Annotated in this window: 22 protein-coding genes; 10 read left to right on the top strand and 12 right to left on the bottom strand. The window is 68.4% G+C overall.

Translation table 11 applies throughout. The annotated features are described in order from the left end of the window. Positions 1-66 precede the first annotated feature (66 nt). Positions 67-4,191 carry an nSTAND1 domain-containing NTPase gene (locus Amac_RS36265; RefSeq protein ID WP_155358940.1) on the top strand — a complete coding sequence of 1,375 codons (4,125 nt, stop codon included), beginning with the start codon at positions 67-69 and terminating at the stop codon, positions 4,189-4,191. Here Amac_RS36265 and Amac_RS36260 read toward each other — a convergent pair. Genes Amac_RS36260 through Amac_RS36245 form a run of 4 tightly spaced genes read right to left on the bottom strand, consistent with a single transcriptional unit; the run spans position 4,130 to position 6,819 of the window. Further along, on the bottom strand, positions 4,130-4,873 hold the full coding sequence (locus tag Amac_RS36260; protein WP_155358939.1) for a hypothetical protein: 744 nt from the start codon (positions 4,871-4,873) through the stop codon (positions 4,130-4,132). The two genes, Amac_RS36265 and Amac_RS36260, sit on opposite strands and share 62 nt — an antisense overlap. Beyond that, entirely contained in the window at positions 4,870-5,721 is an 852-nt protein-coding gene (locus tag Amac_RS36255) for an ABC transporter ATP-binding protein (protein ID WP_170322834.1), read from the bottom strand. Before Amac_RS36255 ends, Amac_RS36260 begins: the two co-directional genes overlap by 4 nt. After that, the gene (locus Amac_RS36250; RefSeq protein ID WP_155358937.1) at positions 5,714-6,412 is read right to left on the bottom strand and encodes a hypothetical protein; all 699 of its coding nucleotides are present in this window, start codon (positions 6,410-6,412) and stop codon (positions 5,714-5,716) included. The genes Amac_RS36255 and Amac_RS36250 overlap by 8 nt, the downstream gene beginning before the upstream one ends. Beyond that, positions 6,412-6,819, bottom strand: a complete 408-nt coding sequence (locus tag Amac_RS36245; protein ID WP_155358936.1) for a hypothetical protein — start codon at positions 6,817-6,819, stop codon at positions 6,412-6,414. The genes Amac_RS36250 and Amac_RS36245 overlap by 1 nt, the downstream gene beginning before the upstream one ends. A gap of 369 nt (positions 6,820-7,188) precedes the next feature. Here Amac_RS36245 and Amac_RS36240 point away from each other — a divergent pair, with 369 nt between their 5' ends. Both Amac_RS36240 and Amac_RS36235 read left to right on the top strand, forming a co-directional pair. Continuing rightward, entirely contained in the window at positions 7,189-8,763 is a 1,575-nt protein-coding gene (locus tag Amac_RS36240; RefSeq protein ID WP_246268945.1) for an MDR family MFS transporter, read from the top strand. Between the two features lie 2 nt (positions 8,764-8,765). Further along, positions 8,766-9,215 carry a MarR family winged helix-turn-helix transcriptional regulator gene (locus Amac_RS36235; RefSeq protein WP_155358935.1) on the top strand — a complete coding sequence of 150 codons (450 nt, stop codon included), beginning with the start codon at positions 8,766-8,768 and terminating at the stop codon, positions 9,213-9,215. Positions 9,216-9,396: 181 nt separating this feature from the next. Here Amac_RS36235 and Amac_RS36230 read toward each other — a convergent pair whose 3' ends face one another. Further along, positions 9,397-10,539: a helix-turn-helix domain-containing protein gene (locus Amac_RS36230; protein WP_155358934.1), complete on the bottom strand. Its 1,143-nt coding sequence runs from the start codon at positions 10,537-10,539 to the stop codon at positions 9,397-9,399. Between the two features lie 487 nt (positions 10,540-11,026). Between Amac_RS36230 and Amac_RS36225 the strand changes: the two genes are divergently transcribed. The 3 genes from Amac_RS36225 to hemC all read left to right on the top strand — a co-directional run bounded on the left by Amac_RS36225 (position 11,027) and on the right by hemC (position 13,223). Next, positions 11,027-11,401 carry an ATP-binding protein gene (locus Amac_RS36225; RefSeq protein WP_155358933.1) on the top strand — a complete coding sequence of 125 codons (375 nt, stop codon included), beginning with the start codon at positions 11,027-11,029 and terminating at the stop codon, positions 11,399-11,401. Further along, complete coding sequence (locus Amac_RS36220; protein WP_155358932.1) at positions 11,401-11,976, top strand: helix-turn-helix domain-containing protein; 576 nt, start codon at positions 11,401-11,403, stop codon at positions 11,974-11,976. The genes Amac_RS36225 and Amac_RS36220 overlap by 1 nt, the downstream gene beginning before the upstream one ends. A gap of 194 nt (positions 11,977-12,170) precedes the next feature. Continuing rightward, on the top strand, positions 12,171-13,223 hold the full coding sequence (hemC, locus tag Amac_RS36215; protein WP_218041501.1) for a hydroxymethylbilane synthase: 1,053 nt from the start codon (positions 12,171-12,173) through the stop codon (positions 13,221-13,223). 38 nt (positions 13,224-13,261) lie between these two features. On the opposite strand, the gene Amac_RS36210 is transcribed toward hemC, so the two are convergent. Further along, positions 13,262-14,038, bottom strand: coding sequence for a methyltransferase domain-containing protein (locus Amac_RS36210; RefSeq protein ID WP_218041500.1), 777 nt, complete (start codon positions 14,036-14,038; stop codon positions 13,262-13,264). 233 nt (positions 14,039-14,271) lie between these two features. Between Amac_RS36210 and Amac_RS36205 the strand changes: the two genes are divergently transcribed. Further along, positions 14,272-14,760, top strand: a complete 489-nt coding sequence (locus Amac_RS36205; protein ID WP_155358930.1) for a hypothetical protein — start codon at positions 14,272-14,274, stop codon at positions 14,758-14,760. Between the two features lie 14 nt (positions 14,761-14,774). On the opposite strand, the gene Amac_RS36200 is transcribed toward Amac_RS36205, so the two are convergent. After that, positions 14,775-15,953: a serine hydrolase domain-containing protein gene (locus tag Amac_RS36200; protein WP_155358929.1), complete on the bottom strand. Its 1,179-nt coding sequence runs from the start codon at positions 15,951-15,953 to the stop codon at positions 14,775-14,777. Between the two features lie 36 nt (positions 15,954-15,989). Then, positions 15,990-16,367 (bottom strand): hypothetical protein, encoded by a 378-nt coding sequence (locus Amac_RS36195; RefSeq protein ID WP_155358928.1) that lies wholly within the window; start codon positions 16,365-16,367, stop codon positions 15,990-15,992. 309 nt (positions 16,368-16,676) lie between these two features. On the opposite strand from Amac_RS36195, the gene Amac_RS36190 reads away from it, so the two are divergent. Together Amac_RS36190 and Amac_RS36185 are read left to right on the top strand one after the other, a co-directional pair. Next, positions 16,677-18,389, top strand: a complete 1,713-nt coding sequence (locus tag Amac_RS36190) for an ABC transporter (protein WP_155358927.1) — start codon at positions 16,677-16,679, stop codon at positions 18,387-18,389. After that, complete coding sequence (locus Amac_RS36185) at positions 18,386-20,011, top strand: GTPase (RefSeq protein ID WP_155358926.1); 1,626 nt, start codon at positions 18,386-18,388, stop codon at positions 20,009-20,011. The genes Amac_RS36190 and Amac_RS36185 overlap by 4 nt, the downstream gene beginning before the upstream one ends. Positions 20,012-20,041: 30 nt before the next feature. Here the strand turns inward: Amac_RS36185 and Amac_RS36180 are convergent, their stop codons facing one another. Next, on the bottom strand, positions 20,042-21,001 hold the full coding sequence (locus Amac_RS36180) for a quinone oxidoreductase family protein (RefSeq protein ID WP_155358925.1): 960 nt from the start codon (positions 20,999-21,001) through the stop codon (positions 20,042-20,044). A gap of 40 nt (positions 21,002-21,041) precedes the next feature. Here Amac_RS36180 and Amac_RS36175 point away from each other — a divergent pair, with 40 nt between their 5' ends. Next, complete coding sequence (locus Amac_RS36175) at positions 21,042-21,293, top strand: hypothetical protein (protein ID WP_174900269.1); 252 nt, start codon at positions 21,042-21,044, stop codon at positions 21,291-21,293. A 266-nt stretch (positions 21,294-21,559) separates the two neighbouring features. Here the strand turns inward: Amac_RS36175 and Amac_RS36170 are convergent, their stop codons facing one another. From Amac_RS36170 to Amac_RS36160, 3 genes are read right to left on the bottom strand one after another with little or no spacing between them, the layout of a single operon-like run. Continuing rightward, on the bottom strand, positions 21,560-22,642 hold the full coding sequence (locus Amac_RS36170) for an SPFH domain-containing protein (RefSeq protein WP_170322833.1): 1,083 nt from the start codon (positions 22,640-22,642) through the stop codon (positions 21,560-21,562). Between the two features lie 2 nt (positions 22,643-22,644). Further along, on the bottom strand, positions 22,645-23,076 hold the full coding sequence (locus tag Amac_RS36165; protein WP_155358923.1) for an NfeD family protein: 432 nt from the start codon (positions 23,074-23,076) through the stop codon (positions 22,645-22,647). 57 nt (positions 23,077-23,133) lie between these two features. Then, positions 23,134-24,303: a L,D-transpeptidase gene (locus tag Amac_RS36160; RefSeq protein ID WP_373869914.1), complete on the bottom strand. Its 1,170-nt coding sequence runs from the start codon at positions 24,301-24,303 to the stop codon at positions 23,134-23,136. Between the last annotated feature and the right edge of the window lie 51 nt (positions 24,304-24,354).

Genomic DNA, 24,354 nt, shown 5'->3' with positions numbered 1-24,354 from the left:
GCAAGACCGTCTTCGCCTCGCCATGGCCTGAACGCAAACCGGGACCGTGACAAGTCGGAACGGCCCTTGATCGCCGCCTCAGAGATCGGCTTTGATGAACCGTCCCCGGGCAGGGGCTGGCCCGACAGGCAGGAGTGGTGGAGCCGGGTGGAGTTCAACGTGCTGGGGACGTTGCAGGTCATCCGGGATGGACGCGAGGTCACGCTCGGGGACGCCCACAAGCTGAGGCTGACGCTCGCCGTCCTGCTGGCCGGGGCGGGTCGGCCGCATTCGGCCGAGACTCTGGTCGATGCGGTCTGGGGCGAGGATCCGCCCGCTTCGGCGCGGCACAACCTCTACCTCTACGTCCATCGGTTACGCCGGGTCCTGGGCGAGGACGTGCTGCTGCGCGGGCCAGGCGGCTACACCCTCCACGCCCCGGGGCTGGACGCCCGCCGCTTCGGCGACCTGACCGCCCGGGGCGAGGCCGCGCTGGCCGCAGGGGAGGCCGAACTGGCCGCCAAACTGCTGGGTGAAGGGCTGGGGCTGTGGCGGGGTGAGGCGTTCGCCGGGTTCACCGACTGCCCGCCGGTCGCCGAGACGGCGCGGACTCTGGAGGAGGCCCGGCTCGCCGCCGCCGAGTCGTGGGCGATCGCCATGCTCCGGGCGGGGCGTCCCGGCGACACCGTCGCCGAACTCACCGAGCTGGCCCGGCGCAACCCCTTCCGCGAAGAGCTGCGCAGGCACCTGATGCTGGCGCTGTATCGGTCCGGCCGCCAGGCCGAGGCACTGGAGAGCTACCACGAGGCCCGGGGGCTGCTCGACCGGGAACTCGGCGTCGAGCCCGGCCTTGACCTGCGGCGGCTGCACGAGGCGATGGTGCGCGGGGACGAGGAACTGATCCCTCTTCCGGCCGACAGCGGCGAGTGTCCGTACCGAGGACTGGCGGCCTTTCAAGCGGCCGACGCCAGCTGGTTCTTCGGGCGGGAGGCGCTGCGGGACCGGCTGGTGGAGCTGGCCGACCGGCTTCCGCTCGTGGCGGTGTTCGGCGCCTCCGGCAGCGGTAAGTCGTCGCTGCTGCGCGCCGGGCTGGTCGGGGCCCGCCCAGGCAGTGTGCTGCTCACACCGGGGGCGCATCCGCTCGCCCAGGTGCCGCAGGAGATCGGCACGCTGCTGGTCGTTGACCAGTTCGAGGAGATTTTCACGCTCTGCGCCGACGAGGAGGAACGGCGCCGCTTCGTGGCCCGGCTGCTGGAGCCCGGGCGGCGGGTGGTGCTGGGCGTCCGGGCCGACTTCCTGGGCCGGCTCACCCGCTACCCCGACCTCGTCGAGGCGCTCGGCGGGGAGGCTCAGCTTCTGGTCGGGCCGCCGTCGACGGCCGAGTTGCGTGACATCGTCGTCGGCCCGGCCGCGCGGGCGGGCCTGCGGGTGCAGCCCGAGATGCTGGCCGAGATCGTGGCTGACGCCGTCGCCGAACCGGGCGGACTGCCGCTCGTCTCGCATGCCCTGCTGGAGACTTGGCGGGCCCGTGAGGGCACCCTGCTCAGCCTGGCCGCCTACCACGGCACCGGCGGGGTCGCCGGAGCCATCGCCCAGACCGCCGAGCAGGTGTACGCCGACCTCGGCCCCGAGGAACGCCAGGTCGTGCGGCGGATCTTCCTGCGGTTGTCGGCGCTGGGGGAAGGTACGGAGGACACCCGCCGCCCGGTCTCCCCCGCCGAGCTGGTCGGCATCGCCGCGGAACCGGTGGTGAGCGGGGTGTTGCTGCGGCTGGCTGCGGCCCGGCTGGTCACCCTCAGCGCCGACTCGGCCGAGGTTGCGCACGAGGCGCTGATCCGGAGCTGGCCCCGGCTGCGCGGCTGGCTCACCGACGACCGGGCCGCGCTGCTGGTGCACCGGGGCGTCACCGAGGCCGCCCGGCTCTGGGACGCCCAGGGCCGCGACCCCGGCATGCTTTACCGGGGGGCGCGGTTGTCGTTGGCGCGTACGTGGGCCGAAGAGCACCCCGGCGAACCGAACGCCGTGGAGGCGGCGTTCCTGGTCGCGTCGCGGGCGGCTGAGCAGGACGAACTGGACGCGGTGCGGCGCCGCAACCGGCTGCTCAAACGCATGGTCGCCGGGATCGCGGTGCTGCTTGTGCTGGCTTTCGCCAGCGGCGGCGTCGCGGTCAGCCAGGGGCGGGAAGCTGAACGCCAGCAGCACACCGCGGCTTCTGGCCGGTTGTCGCTGACGGCCCGGTTCCTGCTCGACACCGACCCCGACCTCGCGGGGCTGCTCGCGGTCGCCGCCCATCGCCTCACCGCCGACGCCGAGACGGTCGGCGGGGTGCTGAGCGTGGCGGCGGCCGCCCGGAGGCGGGTCGAGGTGCGGCCTGACGATTCCGGCGTGTACGCGCTGGCCTTCAGTCCCGACGGCGGCATGATGGCCGCCGCCGGGGTCAACGGCACGGTCGCCGTGTGGGACCGCGGCCATCGCCGGATCGCCACGCTCAAGGACCACCTGGCTGACGTGCCGCTCTACGTCAGGACCGTGGCGTTCGGCGGCGACGGGCGCTACATCGCCTCGACCGCCCGCGAACCGGTCGCGACCAAGGCGCGCGGCTCGATCGTCGTCTGGGACACCACCACGATGAAGGCCGTCTTCACCGAACGGCTGACCGAACTGACCCCCGCCATGGCGTTTTCCACCGACGGCCGCACGGTCGCGGTCGGCCGCGACGACGGCACCATCGACGTGTGGACCCTGCCCGGCCGCACCCGCCGCACGATCGGCGCGCGCGGGCCGGAGATCGGCTCGCTGGCCTTCGGCGCGGGAAACTCGCTGCTGGTCGCGACCGGGCCGGACGAACCGGTCGTGTGGGACGTACGCACCGGCCGCCGCCACGCCCGGGTGCCTGCCCGGCACGTGCACCGGGTGATCGTCTCGGGGGAGACGCTGGTCACCGCCTCCGACTCCGGCGGCGCCCGGTTCTGGCGGCTGACCCGCGACGCGATCACCGCCAGGTTCACGCTGCCGACGAACGGTCCCTACGCGTGGGAGGTGTCCGCCCCCGCCGGGGACCGGGTCGCGGTGGCCGACGAAGACGGGCTGATCACCATCTGGGACCTGGCCCGCAGGCAACCCGTGGAGACCTACCAGGATCGCAGCCGGGCCGAGACATTGAGCGTCGCCCTGAGCGCCGACGGCTCCCGGCTCGCCTCGGGCGGTTTCGGCAAGTCGATCGTGATCCGCGAGCACGCGGTCCCGCTGTTTGGCGGCCACGGCCGGGCTGTCAACGACCTGCAGATCAGCCCAGACGGGACGACGGTCGCCTCGGCCGGCAGCGACCGTACCGTCCGTCTGTGGGATCTGACCGGGCAGCCGGTCGCCATCCTGGACGGGCATCCCGACCAGGTCAGGTCGATCGCCTACAGCCCCGACGGCCGGATGCTGGCGGCCGTCGGCCGCGACCACAGCCTCACCTTGTGGGATATGCCCGCCCGGCGGCGGCTGAGCCAGACCCGCTATCCGGGCCAGGGCGCGACCACCAGCGTGGCGTTCGACCCTTCGGGCCGGGTGCTGGTGACGACCGCGCTCACCCGCTTCCGCTGGGACATAGCCGACCCGGCCAAGCCGAAGCAGGTGCCGTTCTCCGGGCCGCCATACCTGTCGACGGTGGTGGCCTTCAGCCCGCGCGACCCGCTGCTGGTCTCGGTCGGCCCGTCGGACGCGCTGCTGCTGTGGGACACTGCCGCAGACAAACAGCTTTCTCTGGTACGGCCTGGGCACGGGTCGATCCTGGATATCGCCTTCAGCCCTGACGGCGGGGTGATCGCCACGTCGGGCGCGGACCGTACCGTCAAACTGCACGACCCGGCCGGGCGGACCATCGCCACCCTGACCGGCCACACCGCCCCCGTGCACGCCGTCGCCTTCAGCGGCGACGGACGGCTGCTCGCCTCGGCCGGGGAGGACCGCACGATCATCGTGTGGGACCTGGCCACCCGCCGCCCCTTTGCCCGGCTGACCGGCCCCACCCTGCCGATCAAGGCGCTGATCTTCACCCGGACGGGTGAGCTGATCAGCGGTGACGACTCTGGCCGGATCATCCGCTGGTCCCTGGATCCCGCCGAGGCGGTCGCCCGGTTGTGTGAGGCGTCCGGACGCGAACTCACCGCCGTCGAATGGGCCACCTACGCCGCCGGACTTCTCCGCCGGGCGACCTGCAGCTGATCGCCAGGACCAGCAACACCGCCAAGCAGGCCGCCAGGCCCAGCCGGGTGGCCAGGAATCCCTGGTCCACCCGCAGGGCCGGCGAGGGGTCGGTGCCCCTCAGCGCCGGTTCCCACACGCCAGCCACCCGGGCCTGCCGGGAGGTGCCCGACAGCGACAGCAGGATCGCCGGTACCTGGTTGACCGCGTCGAGAACGGCCAGCAATAGCACGGTGACGTATCGAGCGATCGGCGCCCGCCACCACACGCCGACCAGGTGACCGAGCGCGAGGACGATGAACCCTCCGGTCAGCGGCCCGACGGCGGTGACCAGCAGGACCGGGAGCAGGTTCATGCGGGCCGCCGCCACCACGGACAGACCCGCCACGAAGGCGGCGTAGACGGCGTATCCGGCCAGGAAGTTGGCCAGCCCGTCGAGCCCGGCGCGCAGCCCGCCGACCTGCGCCAGCTCCCAGTCGCGCGCCAGGCGGGCCGGATGCCAGAGCCGGTCGAGCAGCGGCACGACCAGGAACACCAGGATCGGCGCGGTGACCGCCCACAGGCGGCCCAGCCCCCACAATCCGAACCCGGCCCCGATCTCGGTGCCGCCTGGCCGGAAACAGATCCACACCACCCAGCCGAGCACAGCCGCCACCAGCAGCCAGCGGGCCTGGACGGTCGCCCGCAGGTGATGGGCGATCATTGCGCGCCCCCGGTGACCGCGATGTAGGCGTCCAGTAGCGTGGGCGGCACCGGTTTGGCCGTGTCGGAGAAACGGTCGCCAAGTCGGCGGACCCGGAACGTGCCGTCGGTCAGCCGGGTCACCCCGCTCACCTGGCCGTGCGTGCCGAGCTCGGCCAGGTCTGCCGCGTCGGCGTCGATCTGCCACACCGACGGGGCCCGGGCGAGCAGGTCGTCGGTCGTGCCGTTGTGCACCAGCTGTCCCCCTTCCAGGATCAGGACCCGCCCGGCGATGGCCTCTACGTCGGACACGATGTGGGTGGAGTAGACGATCAGGCGGGTGGCCGCGACGCGGGCCACGTGCTCGGTGAACCGCAGGCGTTCCCACGGGTCCAGTCCCTGGGTGGGTTCGTCCAGCAGCAGCACCGGGGTGGCGGCGGCGAAAGCGTAGACGAGCCCGGCCCGCTGACGGGTGCCGCCGCTGAGAGTGCCCAGCGGGCGGTCGGCCAGCCCGGTGAGGCCGAAGACCTCGATCAGGTCGGCGACCGCGTCGTCCGGGCGGCGGCGCAGCCTCAGCAGGTAGCGGATCATCTCGCGGGCCGGTACGGCCGGGTCGAGCCGTAACTCCTGCGGCAGCAGGGTGGTGGCGGCGCGCAGGGCCCGGCGGTCGCGCCGCAGCGGCTCACCAAGCAGGCTGATGGAGCCTTCGGTCTCGGCGGCGAGCCCGGCGAGGATCGACATCAGCGTCGACTTGCCGGCGCCGTTGCGGCCCATCACCGCGACGATCCCAGCGTCCCCCAGAGTGACGTCGAGGCGGGTCAGGGCCTCGGTGGCGCGGTAGCGTTTGGTGACGCCGGTTAGGCTAATCATCGGTCGAGGCCTCCATCGTGAGCCAGCGCAGGCGGGAGACATCCCGCGGCAGGAACCGGGCCGCGACGACGGCCGACCCGGCGAGGGCGAGCCAGCACAACACGGCGGGAGAGAGCTGGTCGCCGCGGGTTGCCTCACCCCGGGCCCAGTTCGCCAGGGTCGCGTCAAGCGCGAGCCCGTGGGCGAAGGGCAGCAGGTACGGGACCACCGCCACAATCCCCGTCACGATCACTGTCGCGCCGAGGGCGGCTCCCGGGGAGGGCGCGAACCGCCCGTTGACGATCGCCGCCGCGCACAGCGCCACCACGACACCGGCCAGTTCGGGCACCAGCAGCGCGGCGTACGGCTCGCCGGAGAGCACCGACAACGACCACGGCGCCGCCAGGGCGGCCGACGCCACCCCGGCCAGTACGGGCAGGTGCCCGGTCCACCACTGCCACCGCAGGTCGAGCCGGGCGGTCGCGGCGACCCGAGGATCGGTGCCGGTACGGGCGGTGCCGTACCCAACGACGGCCGCCACGCACAGCGGCACCAGCCACACCATGATCCGGTGCACGCCCACTGCGGCCGGGCTCACCCCGGGCGGCGGGGTTCCGTAGGCGCCCAGTGCCCACCCGAGGGCCAGCGGCGACACGCAGAGGGGAAGCGCGAGAGCGCCGGGGCGGAAACCCCGGCGCTCTGCGCCTGCCATTACGTGATGTAGCACCGGTCGGTCTTCTGGTTGGCGGAGCTGTTGGAGTACATCCAGCCGTACGCGTCGACGACCCAGCTTCCGTCACCCGTCACGGGGCTGTAGGACCCGTTGGCGTCGGCCTTGCCGTAGCCCTCTGCGGTCACGTAGCCCTTGTTGACATTGTGCTGCTTGAGGTAGCCGTGTGCCTTCACGTAGAAGTTGTTCCGCGGCGAGCCGACTCCGGGGAGAGGGGTGTAGTTCCAGGCCAGGGCTCCGTAATACACGGTGCTGGTGCCCACATACCGCAGGCATTTCGCGTCGACGTATCCGACGGCACCCCAGGCGAGCGCAGCCGGCGCGATGCCGACCACCACGCCTGCGGCCACGGCCGCCACGGCGGTCCTGAAAGCTGTGCGCTTGCGCATTCCACTCCTTCATGTCGAATGACCTGACGGGGCGAAACGCTTGCCGATCCGCATATATGCGATCTATATCGGCTGGTCAGCACGAGTTTCATGTCGAGAGGACGCTCTTTGGGTCAACCCTGCGGACAAGATCACCCGCTACTGCCAACTTCGATGACCCGTCCGGCAAGTGGTCACGCACAGCTATCTGACAGTGCGCAGGTCACAGCGTCGGCCACTGTCATCTTCACTGACGCCAGACACCGGCCGATAGGGCCATCGGCGGCCTCATAGAGAGGTTGCCCACCCCTTCGCCGGGAGCCGCTGTCGGGCGAAAAATCCTCCCATGGTTGACTAAATACAACCTTTTGCCGATGAACCGGAGCACCCGTGTCCGAAGCGCAATCCTTGGTGGCTGATGTCCCCGAGGCGTCCAATCAGATGACCCACCGCGAGATCCTGGAGGCCCTGTCCGGTTTGCTGCTGGCGATGTTCGTCGCGATGATCTCCAGCACTGTCGTGACCAACGCCCTGCCACGCATCGTCGCCGACCTCAAAGGCAGCCAGACCGGCTACACCTGGGTGATCGTCGCGACCCTGCTGGCGATGACGGCGACCACGCCGATCTGGGGCAAACTCGCCGACCTGTTCAGCAAGAAACTCCTCGTTCAGCTGTCGCTCAGCATTTTCATCGCGGGCTCGCTGGTGGCGGGCATCTCGCCGAACATGGGCACCCTCATCGGCGCCCGCCTCGTGCAAGGGCTCGGCGTCGGCGGTCTGATGGCATTGGTCCAGATTGTGATCGCCAGCATGGTGAGCCCGCGCGACCTCGGCCGCTACTCTGGCTACATGGGCGCCGTGTTCGCGGCCGCGACCGTCAGTGGCCCGCTGATCGGCGGTCTCGTGGCCGACAGCGCGCTCGGCTGGCGCGGCTGCTTCTTCATCGGCCTGCCGTTCGGCGTGGCCGCCTTCGTACTGCTGCAGAAGACCCTGCACCTGCCTGTGGTCAAGCGTGACGTCAGCGTCGACTACCTCGGCGCGACCCTCATCATGGCCGGCGTCTCGCTGCTGCTCGTCTGGGTCTCGCTCGCCGGCAACCAGTACGCGTGGCTTTCTGGCACCAGCGCCCTGCTGGTCGGCGGCGGCGTGGTGCTGATCGCCATCGCGGTCTTCGTGGAGGCGCGCGTCGCGCGTGAACCGGTGATCCCGCTCGACCTGTTCAAGGACCGTACGATCGTTCTCGCCACGCTGGCCTCGGTGTTCGTGGGCATCGCCATGTTCGCCTCGACCGTCTACCTCAGCCAGTTCTTCCAGCTGGCTCGCGGCATGTCGCCCACCAAGGCCGGTCTGATGTCGATCGCCCTGGTCGGCGGCCTGCTCGTCTCCAGCGTCGTGAGCGGCCGGGCCATCAGCATGACCGGCCGGTGGAAGGTCTGGCTCGCCGCGAGCATGATCTTCGTCGTGGCCGGATGCGCCCTGCTCGGCACGATCGACGAGACCACCAACCTGGTCCTGGTAGGCGTCTACATGGCCCTGCTCGGCATCGGCGTCGGCGGCTCCATGCAGAATCTCGTCATTCCCGTACAGAACATCGTGTCCCTGGCCGACCTGGGCGCCGCCAGCTCGCTCGTGGCGTTCTTCCGCTCCATCGGCGGCACGGTCGGCGTCGCCGCACTCGGCGCCCTGCTGTCGGCCCAGGTCTCCGACAAGGTGGCCAGCGGCCTCAAGGGACTCGGCATCGACGGCGGCGGCCAGCAGGCGCACGGCATCCCGGACCTCAGCACGCTGCCCGCCCCGATCCGGGCCGTGTTCGAGCACGCCTTCGGCGCCTCGATCGCCGAACTGTTCCTGGTCTCGGTGCCCTTCGCCGCCCTGGCGCTGGTGTGCGTCCTGTTCATCAAGGAGGTCCCGCTCCGTACGACCCTGCACTCAACCGACCAGGTCGCCGCCCAGGGAACGGGCTGACCGTGACCAGAAGCCGGGTCGACTCAATGCGCCGCCTCGAAAGCGAGATGGCCATCCTGCTGCGCCGGATCAAGTGTGTGGTCGCTGAGCGCGCGCGGGCAGTCCACCCGGAACTACAACCCTCCGGCTACCTCATCCTGGCCTGGCTCACCGACCACGGCCCCGCCCGCGCCACGTCGATCGTCGAGAACCTCGACATCGACAAGGGCGCGGTCAGCCGCCTCCTCACCCAACTCGCCGACCTCGGCCTGATCATCCGCGGCCCCGACCCCGCCGACGGCCGCGCAACCCTGATCTCCGCCAGCGACACCGCCGCACAACGAGTGGCCGACGCCACCGCTGGCCTACGCAAACGCTTCGACGACAAACTAGGCGACTGGCCAGACGAGAACCTGGCCAACTTCGTCGACCTTCTCAGCCACTACAACAAGACACTCGGCACCTCACCCTGATCCGGGCGAAGCGGCTGGAAGGTGCGGCGATTCGGTCCGCTATCCCGGTATCGGTGGCGGACCGATCGGCGCCGGGTGAGCGCGGTATGGCAGTTCGCTTGGCCAATGGGCTTGCAGTACGACCCTGTCGCATTGCTCGCCGACCGGTTGTTCGCCTTACAAGTCCTTCCCCAACACGCCCTTAAAGCCTTGGCGCCGTGCCTGGAGAGAGCATCGCTTGCAGGTGTTCCCGGCCCTGGCGTATCTCCGAATCGGCGTCCCATTTGAGGGATGATTGGAGTATTTCGCTTACGCGCTTGTTGACTCGTGCTGAGTCGACGAACGGGAGCGCTCGGGCGAGTTCGTGCATTTTGTCGGCGGCGAGAGCGGGAGTGCTACCGCTGAGAGCCGTTTGAATTTGCCTTCCCAGATACTGTGCGCGGAAAAGTGGCGACCATTGACCGATTGTTTCGGCCGCCTCACTGAGCAGTGTTCCGGCTTCTGTGTACGCCCGAAGGTGGCCTAGGCCGATGGCTACGTCACCGATCAGGGCGGCTGTTCCGAATGGGGAGAGCCCGCCGATGTCGAGCGCATGATCGAGGACGCCTCGCGAGGCTGTTTCCTGTCCGGCGATGAGAGCCAAGGAACGTCCGAGCCTCATGTTCAGAGAGGCCTTCTGGCTATTGGTGACGTCTGGAAGTTGTAGTCCCCGCTGCGCGTACGCCACACCGCGGGCGTAATCGCCTCGATCAAGGCTGACTCGGCTGAGCGTGTCGAATGCGCGGGCCTGAGCTTGGATGTCCTGAGCGCGGCGGGCGAATTCGAGGGCGATTCCAGCGATTCGATCGGCCTGGGGGAGCTTGCCGGCGTCGTACAGGACGAGCGTTATCTGATCGGCAAGCTGGGACGCTGCCTGTTGGAGCGCCCTGTCGTGGGTGTCGGCCGTGCCGCGTTCGATGTGCCGGAGATGACCGAGCGCGGAAGCGGCCAGGGGAATCCCTCCCAACTCGTACCGGTTGCGGGCGAGCGAGGCCGCCAGGGTCTGCACATAGGACGCTTCCTGGTAAGGGCTCGTTCGGGCTGACGGCACGAAGATTACGGACGCAGCAGCCGCCAGGAAATCCCTACGCTCCATGGAATCCTCTCCTTTGCGCAATATGCGCACTTCCCAGCCTACGAGAGCCAGAAGATTGATGGCCTTGGCCATGCCGGTGTCCTTCTGGCCCCGGGACACCTCGGAGACCCACGCCTGAGAAACACCCAGTTCACGGGCAAGATCGGCTTGCGTCCATCCGCGTTCAACCATGATCGCCTTTAGGGCCTCAGGGAATGTCCGCACCTCCACAAAAGGATGGTATCGCTCCCGGTGACGTTTCCTCCAGCAGAGATATCGCTCCGGGCGATAACGGGAGATCAGCGCCTTCTTATCGCTTCTGGCGAAGTCCTGCTAGCGCTTCTAGACCTAGAAACAGGACTATAAGCCCCGCGATAACGCGCGCCTCGCGAAATCAGAAGGCATCGAATGTGTGAGCGCGCGTTGGTGACGGGACGACATCGTCGGCTCATGAACAAGCGTAAACATTAGGGCGGGTCCGGCTGCCGCAGCGAACGACCAGCCGAGCCCTTGATCAGGAAGAGGTCCTGACCCAATGGCACAGAATAGTGGCAGCCGCCATGTTCGACAGCATGGCCGTTCTCTAGCTGATTCATCTGGAGTTACGCGAGGGGGCGTTCACCGAAAGCCGGGTAGAGCGGAGCCGGTCCAGACAAAGCAGCGTTCGTGTGAGCGTTTGCTGGCACATCCAATTTCGGCTTCGATCGCGCGTCGCCGTGTGGGGCGGACGCTCACCGCGTGGGGGCGTGCGGATCTCGTCGAGTGTGCTCAGCTCATCATCGGCGAGCTCGTCGCGAATGCGGTCCAAGCCACCGCTGATGTCAGAGCGGCGGGTGTCGATTTGGGCGCGCCGGGCGGACAGGGGGAATGCCAGCCAGGGATCATAGGGGTCGACTTCTACCGGATCGGCGGGCGCGTCGTCCTGGAGGTGTGGGATCGCAGCCGTCTGCCGCCGAAGCTGGCCAACCCTTCGGCGGAGGATGTCGGCGGGCGGGGGCTTCTGCTAGTCGACGCGCTGGCGACGGTATGGGGATACCGGTTGCCGGTGACCGGCGGAAAGGTCGTCTACGCGACCCTCGATGAGGTGGCCTGATGACCGCGTGGGCCTTGAGGCACGTTCAGAAGATCGTTGACGAGTTGGCGGCGCGGATCATTAGTGGTGAGCTCCCGCCGGGCGTTCGGGTGCCCAGCGCGGCTGAGTTGGTGGCCACCTACAACCTCGCGTCCCCGCAGGCTCTCTGGATCTGGCGTCAGCTCAGCAGGCGGCGGCTGATCCGCTTGGATCCGGCTGTGGGTCTGGTCGTCGGAAACCCCGGTGAGGAGTGGACGTCGTTCTATTCCGAGCGCATGGAGGAGCGGATCATCGCGGTCTCCGACCATCTCGCGGCCCGCATCCGCGACGGTGAGATCGCCGTCCACGAGCGGGTGGGCACCCAGCGGGAGCTGAGAGCCCGCTATCAGGTCAGCGACGAGGTTGCCGAAGTGGCCAAATGCCGCCTGGAGTATCTGGGCTGGGCCTACAGCGTCCCCTACCGGGGCACCTTCGCCGCACCCTGCGAGGACTGGCCCATCTACCGTCTCGAACCCACCACTGCGAACACGAGCGGTCGCCCGGGTAACCATCTGGCAGAGCATCGTCGGCCGGACGTGTCGCGCGTCCTGGCATGAGTGTGAGACGCCGTCCCGACCGTGAGGAAAGGATAGGCGTGCGGAACCGGGGGCCCGGACCAGCACCCGGTCACCTATGTGATCAAGATGGTGGCCTTGGCGACTGACGGTCGTAAGGCGCATGAGGTCCCGTGCCGATGTTGAGATCAAGAAATGGGCTCTGGGTGCGTACAGCAGCCAGGAGGATGAAGGCGGTGGCAGGGCGCGTGAACAGAGCGATGCTGTCGGTGGTCGGACAGGGCGCGGGAAGCGAGCTTGACCATGATCAGGCGTCGCTGATGCGGAGGTTCGTGGCCCAAGGGCTGGAGGGGCGGGCTCTGCGACTGGGGACGCGGACCTCGCCAATGGCTATGGCTCAGGCGCGTGATGTGGCGGACCGGATTTTCGCGATCTGCCCGGATCTGGATGTCCAGGTGATCGGGATCGAGACCAGTGGAGATCGCTGGCAGGGAGATCTGGCGGAGCTGGGCGGCAAGGGCGCGTTTATGAAGGAGATCGACCGGGCGCTGGTGATGGGCGTGGTCGATGCGGCGGTGCACTGCCTCAAAGACGTGCCGGGCGATATCCCGCCTCCGCCCGGTACCTGCTTCGCGGCCTACCTGGAGCGTGAAGACGTGCACGACGCGGTGGTCTGGCGGAACGGTTCGCCCTTCCGAAGCTTGGACGAGCTACCGCCTGGCACCTCGATCGGGACCTCATCGGTCCGCCGAAAGGCGCAGCTCCTGCGACATCGCCCTGATCTGCACGTGGACCGGATCCGGGGGAACGTCAACTCGCGGCTGGCGCGCCTGGACGCGGAGCACCAGTTCGAGGCTCTGGTTCTAGCTGCTGCCGGGCTGCGGCGGATCGGCATGGACGATCGAATCGGTGAGGTGCTGCCGCTGGATGTGATGTGTCCCGCGGTGGGTGCGGGGGTGATCGGGCTGCAATGCCGCGAGAGTGACGCCTCCGTGGTGGAACTGCTGCGGCTGCTGGATCACGCGGAGACCCGGGTCCACGTCCGAGCGGAACGGGCAATGCTGCACGCATTGCAGGGCCACTGCAATTCCCCGATCGCCGGGCACTGCCACACCACGCCGGACGGTCAGTTGTCACTGATCGGCATGGTGTTCACCCGAGAGGGCGGCCAGTTCGCGTACGCCCATGAGTGGGACACCCCTAACCGGGCGGAGGAGTTGGGCGCGTACGTGGCGTCGGTGCTGGGGCGTAAGGGGGCTCGGGACATCATCCGGGGCATCCCGCACTGACCGGGAGATTCGGCATGAACGACCAGGCGAACCTCTCCTCAGGCAGGAACCTCGGCTGTTACCAGGAACAATAGGGCCGTGGCCAGGAACGGCCGAGCTGCGATGTCCTCGATCCATTGCTCGCCATCGGCGTCGAGATAACCGGCGTCGATGGCTCGAGCCACGTTACGGCGCAACCCGAAGAGCTGATCAGCCATGGTGAAGTCACGAAACACCGGCGCCACGGTGATGACGGACCGCACGCTGAGGCCAGCATCCACACAAAGCCGCGGGAGACTGCGGCCGATGGTCGCATTACGGATGATCTCCGCGGTGATGAATCGAACCAGTGCTCGGCCCGTGGCGGGCTGAGCGGAGTCGATCAGCAGGCCTTCCCAGTCGGGTTCGGCCATAACGATGCGTCCTCCGGGACGGGCCACCCGGCGAAACTCGGCCAGCACCTGGGACGGGTCGGTCACATGCTGGAGCACACGGTCGGTGCGAGCTCGATCGACGCTGCCATCGTCCAACGGCAACGCGTGCACGTCGCCCGAGCGGATCTCGATCATGGGCTGCTCAGCCAGGCGGACCCGAGCCTGCGCGACCATCACCGGATCGCGGTCGACACCGATGACCATGCCGTTCGGCATGACGGCAGAGGCCATAGCCGCGAGGTCGGTCCCCGGCCCGCAGCCAATATCGAGCACCGTCTGCCCCGGCCGAAGCTCAAGCAGATCCATCACCTGCTGCTTATAGGCCCGCCCCGGCGCACTCGCGGCTACCTGATCGAGATAGACGATCGGGTCAGGACGGGACAGGCTGCTGTTCTCGATCACGCTCACACCCAACCAGACGCATACGCAGCCCAGGAGCAGAAGGTGTCAAGACGCCGTGCAGACCACGCCGTCGCCTCGCGATCCAGACATCCGCCCACGCCCATTGGGTTAGGGGCGGGAGCATTCGGGATTGACAGGTGACTCACAGCCGGGGTTCAAGCGGTTCCTAATCGCATGGTCTGGGATGGGTCCCGCCGGAACCCCCCGGCCCCGAGTCCACGGGAGTCTGCTCCGTGATCGCGTACCTTCGGATCGTCGCCGTTGCCGCTGTCGTGCTGGCCTCTGCCGCTTGTGGCGGGGAGGACGCCGTGCCCACCGGCGCACAACCTTCGGGTGATCAGCGTTCGGCGTTCACCGACTGCCTGCGCGAGCATGGGGTGACCCCGGCTCCTCGGCCGAGTGGGTCCCCGTCTCCTAGGCCGAGCGGCAGGCAGGGTGGTCAGGGGGGTTTCGGCGCTATGGGTCCGGAGGCTCAGGCGGCGATGGAGGCGTGCCGGTCCTTGATGCCGTCCGGTGGGCCGGGGCAGCAGGGGAATTTCGATGACTCCGCGCTCAACGCGTTCCGTACCTGCATGAAGGACAACGGAGTCGAGGACGTGCGCGGGTTCCAGGATCTCGACCAAGCGGATCCGAAGGTGGCGGAGGCGCTGGAGAAGTGCCGTGCGTTGATGCCCACTCGGCCGTCGCCTGGGGGCGGAGGCACGCCCTCGCAGAGCGCCTGAAAGGTGCGGCGGGCTTAAGGGTTGAGCATCGCGCGCCGGACCGCGTCAAGCAGGGTGGCGGCTCGCAGATCGGATGCGCCGTCCTGAATGTGGTTCATGACGTAGCCGAAGGCGAGGCCGGTGGCCGGGTCGGCGAAGCCGAGGGATCCGCCGTGGCCGGGGAAGCCGAAGGCGGTCGGGGTGTACCAGAACATGTCGGGTGTGGGCAGGCCGAAACCGGTGCCGATCCGGACGGGTATGCGCAGGATGCGGTCGATGCCGCTGGTCTGTTCCGCGGTGGCCGCCGCCAAGGTGGCGGGTTCGAGAATGCGATGCCCGTCGACTTCGCCGATGAGTGCGGCGTAGAAGCGGGCCAGCGCGCGGGCGGTGCAGATGCCGTTGGTGGCGGGCATCTCGGCGGCCTGCTCGTCGGGGTCGTTGTGGTTCAGCGGCGGCGTGACGACGGTCATCGACCGCATGGTCAGCGACGTGGGGTCGGCGTACGCGCTCATCACCTCGCGCATGGGTTCGGGGAAGGCGTCCAGGTCGATGCGGGCCAGCGCGTCCAGGTCCAGGGGTGCGGAGACGATCCGGCTGACCCGGTGCTGCTCGGTTTTGGGCAGGCCGATCCAGAAGTCCAGGCCGAGTGGCGCGGCGATCTCTTCGGCGAGGAAGGAGCCGAGACTGCGGCCGGTCGCCCGGCGGACGACTTCGCCGACCAGCCAGCCGTAGGTGAGCGAGTGGTAGCCGTGTTCGGTGCCCGGCTCCCAGGAGGGGCGCTGGGCGGCCAGCGCGGTCACCATCGGGTCCCAGGCGATCGCCTGCGCCGGGGTGATCGGGTGGTCGATCGTGGGCAGTCCGGCCTGGTGGGTGAGCAGCCAGCGGACGGGGATGCGGTCCTTTCCGTACGCCGCGAACTCCGGCCAGTAGGCGGCGACGGGTGCGTCGAGGTCCAGGTGGCCGCGCTGGGACAGCAGGTGCGCGCAGGCGGCGGTGATGCCTTTGGTGGTGGAGAACACGACTTGCAGGGTGTCGCGCTCCCAGCGGCGGCCGGTCTCGGGGTCGGCGATTCCGCCCCACAGGTCGACGACTTTCCGGCCGTGCAGGTAGACGCCGACGGCGGCGCCTATTTCCTGGTTGTGGGCCAGGTTGGCCGCGAACGCTTCGCGTACTCCTTCGAATCCTGGTGCGGTGTGTCCGCCGATTTCGGGCATGCGTCATCGCCTTTCGTGGTGTACGGGCGGGAAGTCCTAGAAGCGCCATTTCTCGATGAGCCAGGCGCAGAGTTCCGGCTCGGTCATCTCGGGGAATTCTTCGGTGAAGGTGACGAGGGCACGCAACGCTTCGTCTCGGTCGAGGCCGCGTGCCGCCGCTGCCTGGAGGTATTCCTGACGTGCGGCGGAGGGGCGGCCGCCGCCCGCGCCGCGGCCCGGCAGGCCGTTGCGCCACCGCACGATCTCGTCCAGCCGGTCAGCTCGCCAGCCGGGAGCTCCGTCGATTTCGACGTCGGGTTCGGGGAACGGGTGAGTCGAATCGCTCGGATAGCGGGAGCGCCATTTGTGCACCGCGTGCCGGCTCACCCCCAGCGCCTCGCCGATGCCGAGAACGCCGAGGAAGTGCTCGGTCATGGTGCACCAACTTGTCTGTCCGGCCTCCTCTGGGGGTCTCACTACTACCACGCCGGAGACGCCGACGGGATCCGTTGAACATCGTCTCTGGTAGAGACAACGCTAGCGCTGGATGTGAAATATCGTCAACAATGGAGACGAAGTTCTCTCGGGCCCCGGCGTCGCGGGGAAACGAGGTGAGCGGCGTCGGGTACCTAAGCTGATATTTCGGCATGTGGTTAGGGGTCTTCTCGGGGCGTACGGCGATATCTCGGCAAATTTGTGTGTGGTGGCGCGTTCCTGAGGCCATCTCCCGGGAAGGTCGGGGGCATGGCCGATGAGCTGCTGGCGGCTCTGCGGAGTCTGCGGAGTCAGCTTGACCACGACCTGTTTCCGCTGGCGATCGGAGACGTGGCGGCTGATCGACGTGCCTTGAAGGAGCTGCGGGGGCAGCTGGACGACTACCTGCTGCCCCGGCTGGCGGCGATCGACGCGCCACTGCTTGCGGTGGTCGGCGGATCGACGGGGGCCGGGAAATCGACCCTGGTCAACTCGCTGGTGGGGACGGACGTGACCGTGCCGGGGGTGCTGCGGCCGACCACGCTGGCGCCGACGCTGGTGGCCAATCCGGAGGACGTGTCGTGGTTCACGGCCACCCATGTGCTGCCTGGCCTGCCGCGCGTCACGGGGGTGGGGTCCGGCGAGCCGGGCACCTTGAAGATCGTCGAAACGGCGTCGTTGCCGGAAGGGCTTGCCCTGCTGGACGCGCCTGATATCGATTCTGTGGTCATCGCCAATCGTGAGCTGGCCGCGCAACTGCTGGCCGCCGCCGATCTCTGGCTGTTCGTGACCACCGCATCCCGGTACGCCGACGAGGTGCCGTGGGGTTTCCTCCGGATCGCCAGGGAGCGCAGCACGGCGCTGGGGATCATCCTGCAGCGGGTCCCGGCGGAGGCACTCGATCCGGTCACCAAGGACCTGCGGCGGCTGCTCGGAGCCAATGGCCTGGGCGGAACGCCGCTTTTCGTGATCCCTGAGCTGATTCTTCCGGAGGAAAACGCCCGCCTGCCGGAAACCGTCGTACGCCCGGTGAAGGAGTGGCTGGCCGACCTGTCCGCCGACGCGAAGGCGCGTGGCGAGGTAGTCCGGCAGACGTTGGCGGGGGCGCTGGACAGCCTCTCCGTACGGGTTCCCGTGCTGGCCGACGCGGCGGATCGGCAGCGGCTCGGCATCGGGGAACTGCGCGGAATGGCCGAGCGTAGCTACGACGTCGGAATGAGCGGATTCGACGAGGGCATGCGGGACGGCTCGCTGCTGCGTGGCGAGGTGCTGGCCCGCTGGCAGGATTTCATCGGCACCGGCGACCTGATGCGGTCGCTGGAGACCAGGGTCGGCTGGCTGCGCGACCGGATCGTGGCCGTCATCACCGGCAGGCCCGCCCCGGATCGCCAGTTGAGAACTGCCCTGGAGAGTGGGGTCGAGTCCCTCATCAGAGCCACCGCCGACGGCGCGGCCGAGCGTGCCGTCGAGTCGTGGCTGGCCACGCCGTCGGGCCGGGATCTGCTGGAACGCGCGGGGGTCGCCACGGCGGGACGGCTCGGGAGGTCCTCGCAAGGGCTGGCCGGGCAGGCGGCGACCGCGGTACGCGACTGGCAAGGGTACGTGCTCGATCTCGTCAGATCCGAGGGCGCCGGCAAGCGCAGCTCGGCGAGGGCGGCGTCGTTCGGGGTGAACGGTCTCGGACTGCTGCTGATGCTGGCCGTTTTCGCGTCCACAGGCGGCCTGACCGGAATCGAGATCGGGATCGCGGGCGGCACCAGCGTGCTCAGCCAGAAACTGCTCGAAGCCGTCTTCGGGGATCAGGCGGTACGCACGCTCACCGATCGGGCGCGGGCCGATCTGCGAGCTCGCGTGCGATCGTTGCTGGACGGTGAGGAGGTGCGCTTCACCGCGCTGCTGGAGGGTCTGGGCGCGCCGGATTCGGGGGCTTTGCGGGTGGCGGCGCGGGCCGTACAGGAGCGGAAACGGGAGCTTCCGGCGTGAAGATCTTGCGCAGGGGTCGGGAGGTTCCGCTGGAGGATCGGCTGCAGGCGCTCGGTTCGGCGGCGGAGCTGGCTGAGGGGCGGCTGGATGGGTCGGTCGTGGCGGAGGCGCGGAAGGTGGTGTCGCGGGCCGGGGTGCGGGGCAGTCTGTCGGTCGATCACACCGTGGTGGCGCTGGCCGGGGCCACGGGGAGCGGGAAATCGTCGCTGTTCAACGTGTTTGCCGGGTCATCGCTCTCGCCGGTGGGGGTGACTCGGCCGACGACGTCGAAGGCGCGGGCGGCGCTCTGGGATCCGGACGGTTCCGGGCCGCTGCTCGACTGGCTGGATGTGCCGCGCCGCCATTCGATGGGCAGCGGGGACAATCCGCTGTCCGGGTTGATCCTTCTCGACCTGCCCGACCACGATTCGATCGAGCTGTCCCACCGGCAGGAGGTCGATCGGCTGGTCGCCGTCGTCGATCTGCTGGTGTGGGTGCTTGATCCGCAGAAGTACGCGGACGCGGCCATCCACGATCGTTACCTGCGCCCGCTGGCCCGCCACAAGGACGTCACGGTCATCGTGCTCAACCAGATCGACCGGCTGCCCGAACAGGCGATCAAGCGCTGCCTGGACGACCTCGTGCGACTACTCGCGCAGGACGGACTGGATGGGGTTCCGGTGCTGGGCACCTCGGCGCGTACCGGACAGGGTTTGACCGAGTTGCGTGGCATGCTCACCCAGAAGGTGGCCCGCCGCCGCGCCTGGTCCGCCCGGCTGTCCGCCGACGTGGTCACCGCCGCCGACACCCTCGCCGCCGCCGCCAACCTCACCCCCAGATCCGGTACGGACTCCGTCGACCGCCTCACCAAACCACTCGCGGACGCCCTCGCCCAAGCCGCCGGCGTGCCCCTGGTCGTGGAAGCCGTCGCCAAAGCCCATCGCCACCGCGCGATCATGGCCACCGGCTGGCCCATCACCCGCTGGCTCCGCAAATTCCGCCCCGACCCGCTCCGGCGTTTCCACCTCACCCCGTCTTCCGGGAGCTCACCCAACGATGTCTGGGTGGCCGGACGGAGCTCGCTGCCCAGCCCGACCGCCGTACAACGATCACAGCTGGACACGGCAATCAGGCAGATCGGCTCAGATGTCGCCACCGGAGTCCCTGAACCCTGGGCGGCAGTGGTCAGGCACGCGGCCCGCAGCAGAACCGACGACCTCGCCGACACCCTCGACCGAGCCGTCGCGACCACCTCGCTCGGCGTCTCCAAACGCCCCCACTGGTGGCGCGCGGTCGGCCTCCTCCAGTGGCTGCTCTTCGCCATCATGATCGCCGGCGCCCTCTGGCTCCTGGCCTACTTCGGCCTCAGCTACCTCCAACTCCCAGAAGCCTCCGCCCCCACCATCGGCCGCCTCCCCTGGCCCACCGCCCTCCTCCTAGGCGGAGCCATCACCGGCTTGCTCGTCGCCCTCCTCTCCCGCCTGGCAGCCTGGCTAGGCGGAAGACACCGCGCCCACAAAGCCAACAAAGCCCTCCAAACAAGCGTCACCGAGGTAGGCGAACGCCTAGTCCTCACCCCAGCCCAAGAAGAACTAACAAGATTCCAAAACTTCACCAAAGCAATCAATAAAGCCTCCGGCTGATCGCCCCAACTCGCGGTCCGGCGGTGTCGGTCACGGCACCACGACAAGGCGTTTGCCCCGCAGATCGGTCCGTTGCCAGGCGGTCTCGATCTCGCTCAGCGGCACCTTCTCCACGTCGAACGTGAGCTCACCGGACTGCGCCCACGTCACGATCTGCCCGGACATCTCGCCCATGGTCTCCGGGCTGAGTCCCTTGGCCACGCCATAGATCTCGACCCCGGAGGTGCGCAGACTCCCCGCGGCGAGGGTGAGCTCGGTCCCGGCCGACTCGCCGACCTGGATCAACCGGGTCGGCTTGGGGAACGCGAAAGACTCCGGGATCAGCGAGCGCAGCAGGATCTCGGTCGGCCGACCCCAGAGGAAGTCCACGACGACGTCGTAGCCGTCCCCCTTGGCGTCGGTGAACGCCTGCGCCAGCGCCTCGTCTGAGACCGCCGTGTTGATCACTGTGTCGGCGCCGATAGCCTGCACCTCGCGCAGTTGGCCGTCGTCACGGCCGGTCGCGACAATCCGCCCGGCGCCGAGCAGCCGAGCTACCTTGACCGCGAGCCGCCCGGCGACCCCGGTAGCGCCCTGCACCAGCACCGTCTCACCACGAACGAACCCCGCGGCGGTCTTGATGGACATGCCGGTGATGGCTGTACCCAGCACGGTCGCGACGGCCGGATCGATGCCCTCGGCGATCGGGACGAACGAGTTGCCCGGCACCACGGTCTTCTCGGCAAGCGCGCCATAGGGCGGGCGGATGTTGCCGAACCCGACGAGAGCGCCGTCCGGCAGCGTGCCGATGCCGTCGAAGGCGGGGATCGCCGGCAACTCATCGATGAACTTCTTGCTCGCGTAGTGCCTGCCTGCCGCGATCATTTTGTCGACATTCTCGACAGCGACCGCCTTCACGTCGATGATCACCTCATCCTCGGCGGCCACCGGATCCGGGAAATCCTCATACCGTGGAATGCCGCCGACCTCGTGTAACACCGCTGCCTTCATCACAACTCCCGACCGAAGAAGGCGGCGATCCGGCCCTGCCATGCCACCAGCACGCGAGGAGGCCGGGCGGACGAGCTTCACGGTCGGCCACGTCCTGGAAGAGCAGGCCCCCCGCCCCGACGCGGACGCATTGAAGGACTTCGACATGGCCACATTCACCGAAAAGCACCCAACCGTGATGGCCGCCATCACCGAATACTTCCAACCCGGCCGCACCGTCGACGACCTGTTCCGCGAATGCCTCGAACTAATCATTGAGGGCGCCACAACCAAGTCCGGCTCCACGTCGTAACGGGAAATCCACTCGGCAGGCGGTTCTTGAGCATGATCGGCCGTAGCGGGCGACGCTTGTCTTGGTTCCTAAGGACCGATGCGAAGTACGGCGGGTCACCCCGCGGGTGGGCAGGGCGGACACGTAGGCCGACGTAAGACCGTGCCAGAGACCACCGCGCCCGCGATGGCCGCGAATGCGGCTAACGAGAGGCTAGCTATCACGGTCGGCCGGAGTGTCCGCCCTGCCCACCCGCTACGGACCTCAGCCTTTTCAGGCAGCGAACCTCAGCTCTCCCTAGGCCTTTCGGCATGCTCCGGCTGAGCCGTGAACTCCTTCAAAGCGTCAGTCACGGCGTTACCGGATTCGATCGACCGCGGCAGCCCCAGAGGCTCATCCGCTTCCGCCTTGGCTTCGGCGGCGGCACGTTCGGCTTCGGCGACTGCTTCGCTGCCGGCCTGGCTGACCTGGCGTTCGCGGGTCGCCGCCGACTGCGGCAGGGCTTCGGTGAAGGCCTTCGAGACGCCCTGCAGAGCCGAGGTGACCTCACTGGGAATGACCCAGAACGTATTGCCGGGGCCCTGCGCGAGTTGGGGCAGCATCTGCAGGTACTGGTAGGCGAGAAGTTTCGGATCAGGGTCGTTCCGATGAACCGCCTGGAAGACCTCGTCGATCGCCTGCGACTGACCTTCGGCCTTCAGAATCTGAGCCGTCCGCTCACCTTCAGCGCGCAGAATCGCGCTCTGCTTCTCACCTTCGGCGGTGAGAATCTGCGACTGCCGGAAACCCTCAGCGGTAAGGATCGCAGCGCGCTTGTCCCGTTCGGCGCGCATCTGCTTCTCCATGGCTTCCTTGATGGTCCGCGGCGGATCGATCGCCTTGATCTCGACCCGGTTCACCCGGATCCCCCACTTCCCGGTCGCCTCGTCCAGCACCCCCCGCAACTGGCTGTTGATGGTGTCCCGCGAGGTGAGCGTCATCTCCAGATCCATCCCGCCGACCACGTTCCGCAACGTGGTCACGGTCAGCTGCTCGACACCCTGGATGAAGTTGGCGATCTCATAGGAGGCCGCCCGCGGATCCGTGACCTGGAAGTACAGCACGGTATCGATGTCCACCACCAGGTTGTCCTCGGTGATGACCGGCTGCGGTTTGAAGGACACCACCTGTTCCCGCAGATCGATCAGCGGCCGAACCCGATCCACATAAGGGATGACGAAGTTCAGCCCCGGTTCCAGCGTCCGGTGATATCGGCCGAGCCGTTCCACGTTGCCCGCGCGTGCCTGCGGCACGATCCGTACGGACCGGAGCACCGTGGTCATGGCGAACAGCACCACGAAGATCAGAACAACGAGCAGGGCGACTTCCATGGTCACTCCCGGGGGTAGACGAGCGCGGTGGCTCCTTCGATCTCGAAGACGTCGACAGTGGCGCCGACGGGGATGACGAGGGTTTCGTCATAGGCCCGAGCGGACCATTCCTCCCCGCCGATGCGGACCCGGCCGTCCCGGCCGGTGACCTCCCGGGTCACGTACGCGGACTTGCCGACCAGAGCGGACACCCCGAACCGCTGGCCGGGAGCCTGTTGTATGTGGCGCTGGGCGATGGGCTTGATGACCACCACGCCGGCGATCGAAGTGAGCACGAAGACGAGGAGTTGCAGAGCGGGCGGGAGCCCGACGGCTGCCACTCCGGCGGTGAGCAGGGCCGCGACCGAGATGAGCCCCAGCGCGGCGGTAAGCGTGAAAATCTCCGCGACGCCGAGTGCCGCCGCGAGTATCAACCAGACGATCCACGAGTCCATTGCCCGCCCTCCATAGCGTTCAACGGACCCCCACTCTGCGGGGTTCCACTTTTCACGCTACATGTCAGAAACCGGGCGTAGGGGCGGGGCGATGAACGAATTCACAAGCGTTGGAGCATGCAGTGCGCTTCCAGCGAGCCACTCCTGCCACGAAAGTTGCCAGAAACCCCAGCCGTTGTCAGGTTCCAGCACCCGCTTGGTGCCCGTGATCAGCACGGGGTCGCCGCGCAGCGAGTTGGCGTAGAACCAGGCGGCCTGGGCGGGTGCGGCGTTCACGCATCCGTGGCTGACGTTTTGCCGTCCCTGGGCCCAGATGTTGTTGAACGCGTGCACATATTCCCCGCTGTTGGAGATCCGGACCGCGTGCGATATCAGCTTGTCGTAGTAGCCGGGTTCGCCCCGGCGACGGCCGGGCGACACCATGCGGACCGGGTTGCCCTTGTCCATGACCAGGTGCATCCCGCTGGTGGTGGTGTATTCCCAGCTCGTGGCCCTTCCGGCGCTGATCGGCATGCGCTGGACGATCGCGCCGTCGCGTCTGACGATCATCTGGTGGGTGAGCGTGTCGACCGTGCTGGTCATCTTGCGGCCGATGGTGAAGCTGACGGTGCGGTCGGCGGTGCCGTACACGCCGGGGGAGAGGCGCGCGCCGCCCAGATGGGCGGTGAGGACGATCTGCTGGCGGGCCCGCCAGAACCGGCGCGGGCGGAAGACGACCTCGGTGGGGCCTAACCAGTGCCAGGCGCCTTCGGCCGGGCGGGGGGCCTTGACCTCCAGGGCGCGTTCGATGGCGGCCCGGTCGGTGACGGGGGTGTTGAAGGTCACCACGATCGGCATGCCGACGCCGACGGTCTCGCCGGGCAGCGGGGCGATGGCCACGTCCCCGGCGGGGCCGGACGGCGGCAGGGTATGGAACCTGCTCGCCTGGCGGACAGCGCCCCCGGCGCCGGTGGCGGAGACGTTGACCACGTGGTCGATGCCGGGGGTGAGGGTCCAGGTCGAGCGCCAGACCGTACGGTCGCCGTTGAAGATGCCCGGCACCGGTCTGCTGCCCGCGAACGCGGTCACGCCGGTCAGCGTGCCGTACCGTATCCGCACGACCAGGCCCAGGTCCGGGCGGGCTCGCAGGTCGTCAGGCCGGGGAGAGATCGTGATGATCGGTGCCGTGACCTGTGCCGTCACCGACGTGTACCCGGAGCACAGGGTCGCCAGGACGAGAATGATCACGCGGCGCATGGTCCTGCCTCCACTGCTCGGGGGACTCCCTAGGGTAGTGGA

This window comes from Acrocarpospora macrocephala (genome assembly GCF_009687865.1).
In the GTDB taxonomy this organism is placed as follows: domain Bacteria; phylum Actinomycetota; class Actinomycetes; order Streptosporangiales; family Streptosporangiaceae; genus Acrocarpospora; species Acrocarpospora macrocephala.
The sequence above is the reverse complement of the archived record's forward strand: the minus strand, read 5'-3'. Positions and strand labels throughout refer to the sequence as shown.

Bases quoted from the DNA above. Each gene is read 5' to 3' on its own strand.
- Amac_RS36170 (WP_170322833.1), bottom strand. From the start codon at position 22,642: ATGGAAGTCGCCCTGCTCGTTGTTCTGATCTTCGTGGTGCTGTTCGCC.
- Amac_RS36250 (WP_155358937.1), bottom strand. From the start codon at position 6,412: ATGGCAGGCGCAGAGCGCCGGGGTTTCCGCCCCGGCGCTCTCGCGCTT.
- Amac_RS36190 (WP_155358927.1), top strand. From the start codon at position 16,677: ATGGCCGATGAGCTGCTGGCGGCTCTGCGGAGTCTGCGGAGTCAGCTT.
- Amac_RS36175 (WP_174900269.1), top strand. From the start codon at position 21,042: ATGCCACCAGCACGCGAGGAGGCCGGGCGGACGAGCTTCACGGTCGGC.
- Amac_RS36200 (WP_155358929.1), bottom strand. From the start codon at position 15,953: ATGCCCGAAATCGGCGGACACACCGCACCAGGATTCGAAGGAGTACGC.
- Amac_RS36195 (WP_155358928.1), bottom strand. From the start codon at position 16,367: ATGACCGAGCACTTCCTCGGCGTTCTCGGCATCGGCGAGGCGCTGGGG.
- Amac_RS36165 (WP_155358923.1), bottom strand. From the start codon at position 23,076: ATGGACTCGTGGATCGTCTGGTTGATACTCGCGGCGGCACTCGGCGTC.
- Amac_RS36220 (WP_155358932.1), top strand. From the start codon at position 11,401: ATGACCGCGTGGGCCTTGAGGCACGTTCAGAAGATCGTTGACGAGTTG.
- Amac_RS36255 (WP_170322834.1), bottom strand. From the start codon at position 5,721: ATGATTAGCCTAACCGGCGTCACCAAACGCTACCGCGCCACCGAGGCC.
- Amac_RS36245 (WP_155358936.1), bottom strand. From the start codon at position 6,819: ATGCGCAAGCGCACAGCTTTCAGGACCGCCGTGGCGGCCGTGGCCGCA.
- Amac_RS36260 (WP_155358939.1), bottom strand. From the start codon at position 4,873: ATGATCGCCCATCACCTGCGGGCGACCGTCCAGGCCCGCTGGCTGCTG.
- Amac_RS36180 (WP_155358925.1), bottom strand. From the start codon at position 21,001: ATGAAGGCAGCGGTGTTACACGAGGTCGGCGGCATTCCACGGTATGAG.